Origin of the sequence: Geobacillus sp. CAMR5420 (genome assembly GCF_000691465.1) — a bacterium.
Lineage (GTDB): Bacteria > Bacillota > Bacilli > Bacillales > Anoxybacillaceae > Geobacillus > Geobacillus thermoleovorans.
On sequence record NZ_JHUS01000067.1, the window covers coordinates 1 to 5,431 of the forward strand.

Sequence of the window (5,431 nt, forward strand, 5' to 3'; positions counted from 1 at the left end):
TTATCTAGCACCACGGGTATTATATAATATATTATATTATATATTATATCATATTTTTTAGTGATACAAAAACAAAAAAAGCGATTCCTCCCCCACTTACTCCCTTTGGTCGTTGAAGTGGGGGTCTCCTCGCCAAAGACGATGAAAGATCAACCGACATTGGCCGTCACCTTCGTTGATAATCATGACACCGAACCCGGCCAAGCGCTGCAGTCATGGGTCGACCCATGGTTCAAACCGTTGGCTTACGCCTTTATTCTAACTCGGCAGGAAGGATACCCGTGCGTCTTTTATGGTGACTATTATGGCATTCCACAATATAACATTCCTTCGCTGAAAAGCAAAATCGATCCGCTCCTCATCGCGCGCAGGGATTATGCTTATGGAACGCAACATGATTATCTTGATCACTCCGACATCATCGGGTGGACAAGGGAAGGCGTCACTGAAAAACCAGGATCCGGACTGGCCGCACTGATCACCGATGGGCCGGGAGGAAGCAAATGGATGTACGTTGGCAAACAACACGCCGGAAAAGTGTTCTATGACCTTACCGGCAACCGGAGTGACACCGTCACCATCAACAGTGATGGATGGGGGGAGTTCAAAGTCAATGGCGGTTCGGTTTCGGTTTGGGTTCCTAGAAAAACGACCGTCTCTACTATCGCTTGGTCGATCACAACCCGACCGTGGACTGATGAATTCGTCCGTTGGACCGAACCACGGTTGGTGGCATGGCCTTGATGCCTGCGATCGCGTTGTAAAGACATTCCGCTCTATCATTGAGGCAAAAAACACGGCCTTGCCCGCCATGAATGGCGGCACAAGGCCGTGTTTGATGTTACCATCCATTTGCTTGCTTCAACTTCTCCTTTGACGGCGTTTCGTAGCGAATGTGCGTGTCGATGTCGGTCACGTAATACCCGCCGCCGACCGCGTACTGCCCGCCGAAGCGCGCGTCATACCCGTAGACGCGGTACACTTCCCCAGGCTGTAAGATGCGGACGAACACAAGGCGCCCATCCTTCGTCCGCTTCCATAGATTGATCGGCTTTTGCACCGTCAAGCGGCCGATTTGCCCTTTTTTCAACTCCACGCCATCCCAGTACACTTTTTTCACTTGGCCTGGAGGAGTGGTTGGCTTCTCGGGCTGCTTGGGCGGGTTGGGCTTTTCTTCCTTCCAAAGCGGCAAGGCAAATTCATATTGGGCAAATCCGCTCGGCAAGGCGGTGACATAGCGGATGCTGCCGTCTTGCGGCAAGTATTTTTGCGCTTCCGGCGACGATTCAAACGTGACGGTCACCGGCGCTTTCCCTTTCACTGGCGCAAACCGCCAGTTGCCATCTGCCGACGGGTTGATCGTTCCGTTTTCCCGAATGTAATCGATGATCACTTGCCGGTTTTCATCCGGCGCAGCCAAAATCGTGTTTTTCCCGCCCGGATTGATGATCCGGTTTGTCGTCGCCCGATAGTTGTTCGTTGCGACGATAAATTCCATGTTCGGCGTCACTGGCTTGCCTTCGAATTTCAAGTTTTTAATCCGACTCGCGTTCGGATTGATCACATTTTGGTTTTTGTCGTATTTCGCCGGCTCGGTGACATCGATCTCGTACGTCACTCCATCAATAATGTCGAAGTTGTACGTCGGGAAGTCATTGTTGATGAGCGGCTGAACGTCTGTCTTGTTCGGGTCGATTTGGTTGAATTGCCCCGCCGACCACTCAAGCCATTCTTTCAACTCGGCTCCCGTAATTTTCAGCGCATACACCGTGTTCGGATACAAGTACAAATCAGCAACGTTTTTAATGGCGATTTCCCCTGCCGGGATGTCGGTATAGTAGCTCGCCCCGCCGCGTCCGCCGGCTTTGAACGGAGCGCCGGCCGACAGCACCGGAAGGCCTTCATATTTCGTCCCTTTCAACATCTTTTCGACATACCATTTTTGCGCATTCGTGACGATTTGCACGGACGGATCGTCTTTGATAAGCGCAAAATAGCTGTTGATCGGGCTCGTTGTTTTTCCAACCGGGCTGCGGACGTACTGAATCGTCGCTTCATGTTCCGCTTGGATCGCCTGCTCAACGGCCGGGTCGCTGTCGACAAGCGGCGTTTTCGTCGCCTTGTCATACACTGGACGGAGTTGGGCTTTCGCTTGCGTCACTTTCCATTTTCCGTCGACTTGCTCGACCGTCAAATCAATAACCCCAAGCGTATCGCCCCACGCCCCCGGCATCGTCACCGGAACACCGTTGATCGTGCCTGTTTCATTGTTGATACCGTTCCCATCCGGAAAATCGGGCGTCGTTCCCGGAAGCGCCGGAAATTTTTTATGCTGGTGGCCGGTCAACACGGCGTCGACCCCCGGAATTTGCGTTAAATAATACGATGCGTTTTCCATATTCGGGCTGTTTCCGCCGGTCTCAATGCCCGAGTGCGATAGCACAACGATCAAATCGGCCCCTTCCGCTTTCATTTTTGGAATATACTTTTGCGCCGACTGCACAATGTCTTTCGCAATCACTTTCCCTTGCAAATTCGCTTTGTCCCAATCCATAATTTGCGGCGGCACAAAGCCGATGACGCCGATCTTCAGCGTATGCTTCTCCCCGTCTTCATCAACGACTTCTTTCTCTAAAATTTGATACGGCGTGAAATAGTTGACATCGTTATCCGGATTTTGGTCATGATCGTCACGGTACACGTTCGCATTCACGATCGGCAGCTTGGCATCGTCATACACTTCATTGAGGAAATCCAAGCCATAGTTGAACTCATGGTTCCCAACCGTCGCCGCATCGTACTTCAACAAATGCAACAGTTTCACCGCTGGATGCACTTCTCCGTCTTGCAGCGGCTTCACTTTGGCCACATAGTCGCCAAGCGGCGTTCCTTGAATCAAATCCCCGTTGTCAAACAGAAGCGTATTCGGCTGCTCAGCGCGCGCCTGCTCGATCAAACGCGCCGTCTTCGACAACCCGAACTCATTCGTCGGACTATCTTTGAAATAATCGTAGTTGACAAGATTCATATGTACGTCCGTCGTCTCTAAAATGCGCAGCTTGACGACATCTCGGTCTTCCGCGCCCGCTGCGGTCGGCAACACAGCCGGAGCAAGCAGCCCCAACGCCAACACCACGCTCGCCGCCGCGTATTTCTTCCGTTTTTGCAATGCCCATCCCCCTCGCTCAGATTCAATCACTTTCACTTCTATATTACCATAAAAGCAACAAAATTTTGATAGGAAAAACAAAAGAAATATGAGGAAATAAACAGACAATATCGAAAGAGATAGAGGAAAGCACAATGTCCTATTCTTGGGAATGGTTGATCTTTTCCATCTTCCTTTCCGCATTCATGCTGTATATTATCATTGAAACCTCCGTCCGACGAGCGATTGACAGCTCAACATTAGCAAGAACACATCAAAAAACCGTTGGGAGATAGAAAAAAAGGAATGACAGCCGACATTAAAGGAGTGACACGCATCGTTCATCAATGTTATGATTAAATAAAAACTTGGAGCTTTTATTTGCAAGGGGAGTATGCAATGTTGCGGGACATCATCAATGCTGTTCTCGGTGTGATCATCGGGGTCATTTTAGGAGACCCTCTAAAGGAGGCTTGGGGGAAATTTGTCAAATACATGAAGCGCCTCCTTGCAAAGCCAAAAACTATTAAAGATCCCTCATATTTTACCATTGGGAATGAAACTACTTCGTTTATTGTTTGTGACGGAGATGGCGTTATGACCTACTCTCCTGAAAATATTGAAACAAGAGTAAACAACCATGCAGTTGAGCTTCCCAGTGATTTAAAAATTTTGAGGAGAGAAATAGAAAAAGCGGAAGATGCAAAGAAACAACGGGGGGAAAGCTACAGTTGGAATGGACCTTTGCTCTCTCTCGAAAAATATTCAATTCTACGAACAAAAGTGAATGAGGATATGAAAGTCATTTTTTCGTTCGTTCCTTCAGATTATTATACATTTAAAGCGTTAAATATGAATCTAGATAAACAACTTCCTTCCGGTTATACAATCCGAGAGAAATACTTGGCCGGAAACACAGTTAGGCAACCAATCCCAGCGCTAGCAAACGGCGTTGGCGTAGCCATCACTGTCATTACTTCAGACAATTACGTCATTTTAACCAAACGATCGCCTGAAAGCGGGGTGCGGCCAAACGAGTTGGATATTAGCGTTGTCGAAGCAATCCATCCTTCCCACGACCGTAAAGCGGTAGGACAAGGGCCGGACCTATTTAATACTGCTGTACGTGGCGCAGAAGAGGAACTAGGCGTTGTCATCCCTAGGGAAAATATAAAATTTCTTGGGTTCGGTGTAGATGAACAATACTATCAATGGAATATCATCGGCATTGCGCACTGTAAAGAAAAAGCCGAAGAAATTATGAAACAACGCAGCAGAGGAATCCCGGGGAAATGGGAAATGGAACAAATACTCTTCATTCCGTTTAAAATTAGGGACGTATTATATACTATCAAAAATGAAAAAATGTGGTCCACAGCAAAAGTTGCTCTATACTGGTCACTCGTCTTTGAATATACAAAAAGAGGAGTAGATAAGGAAGCAGAAAGGCTGTTCAAATAATCCATTATTCGCAAAGAGAATATGCCTTTAAGGACTGTCTTTTCTAAAAGAGCAGGAAAAGAAGCAACCCAAGCAAAAATAGAAGGTCACCATTGCAATCGAGTAGGAGGGGGCGGCTAACCCCCGTCCCCTCACACCACCTAGCATGCGGGTCCGCACTAGGCGGTTCGTCAACCTTGACGGAGTTCGAAATATCGTTGCGTCAAACTCTTGAGCCCCTGAGCGGTCCAGTATGTCTTGCCCAGGGCCTGGTGGAGTTGCGGCGTTTTCGTTGTTCTCCAAGCTCCTTTTCGGGTATTGGCGATCTCCATCACCGCTGTTTCCTTCAACCCCAGCGCTCTTAACTCACGGATTCTGGTTCTGACCCGTTTCCATTGAAGCCATTGACAGAGTCGAAGCCTCCTCCGAATCCATCCTTCGATGGTCTGAAGGACAGACGGGGTTTCGACGAGCCGAAAATACCCGATCCATCCTATGACGTATTGATTGACACGATGAATTCGTTCTGGCATCGATATGCTCCAGTTTGGGTTGGTCAGCTGTCGGATCCGCTGTTTTAGACGTTGAATCGACCTTGGGGCGAGCCGGATTCGCGCTTTTCGTTCCGGTGTGAAGCGAAACCCTAGAAAGGCCCGTTTCCACGGGCGGTCCACCGCACTTTTCTCCTCGTTTACTTTGAGTTTGAGCGTTTTCTCCAAGAACCGTTGAATGCTTTGTTTTACCCGTTGTCCTGCCCGCAGACTTTTCACATAGATGTTGCAGTCATCTGCGTAACGGCAGAAATTTCAATCCTCGCTTCTCCCCCGAGTTCGACAGTTTTGA

At 48.7% G+C, this 5,431-nt stretch carries 3 protein-coding genes and 1 pseudogene; 2 read left to right on the forward strand and 2 right to left on the reverse strand.

The window, feature by feature from the left end:
- Nucleotides 1–141: 141 nt before the first annotated feature.
- A pseudogene (locus DI44_RS01165) lies at nucleotides 142–744 on the forward strand (alpha-amylase domain-containing protein); the annotation flags it as partial.
- 97 nt (nucleotides 745–841) lie between these two features.
- Here DI44_RS01165 and DI44_RS01160 read toward each other — a convergent pair.
- Entirely contained in the window at nucleotides 842–3,169 is a 2,328-nt protein-coding gene (locus tag DI44_RS01160) for a bifunctional 2',3'-cyclic-nucleotide 2'-phosphodiesterase/3'-nucleotidase (protein WP_033026386.1), read from the reverse strand.
- A gap of 378 nt (nucleotides 3,170–3,547) precedes the next feature.
- Between DI44_RS01160 and DI44_RS01155 the strand changes: the two genes are divergently transcribed.
- Nucleotides 3,548–4,609, forward strand: coding sequence for a hypothetical protein (locus tag DI44_RS01155; RefSeq protein ID WP_033026388.1), 1,062 nt, complete (start codon nucleotides 3,548–3,550; stop codon nucleotides 4,607–4,609).
- Between the two features lie 170 nt (nucleotides 4,610–4,779).
- Here the strand turns inward: DI44_RS01155 and DI44_RS19750 are convergent, their stop codons facing one another.
- Nucleotides 4,780–5,358, reverse strand: coding sequence for a group II intron maturase-specific domain-containing protein (locus DI44_RS19750; RefSeq protein ID WP_347229980.1), 579 nt, complete (start codon nucleotides 5,356–5,358; stop codon nucleotides 4,780–4,782).
- Nucleotides 5,359–5,431 lie beyond the last annotated feature (73 nt).

What these genes read in the sequence shown, in the direction of transcription:
- DI44_RS01155 (WP_033026388.1), top strand. Translation starts at nt 3,548, where the DNA reads ATGTTGCGGGACATCATCAATGCTGTTCTCGGTGTGATCATCGGGGTC.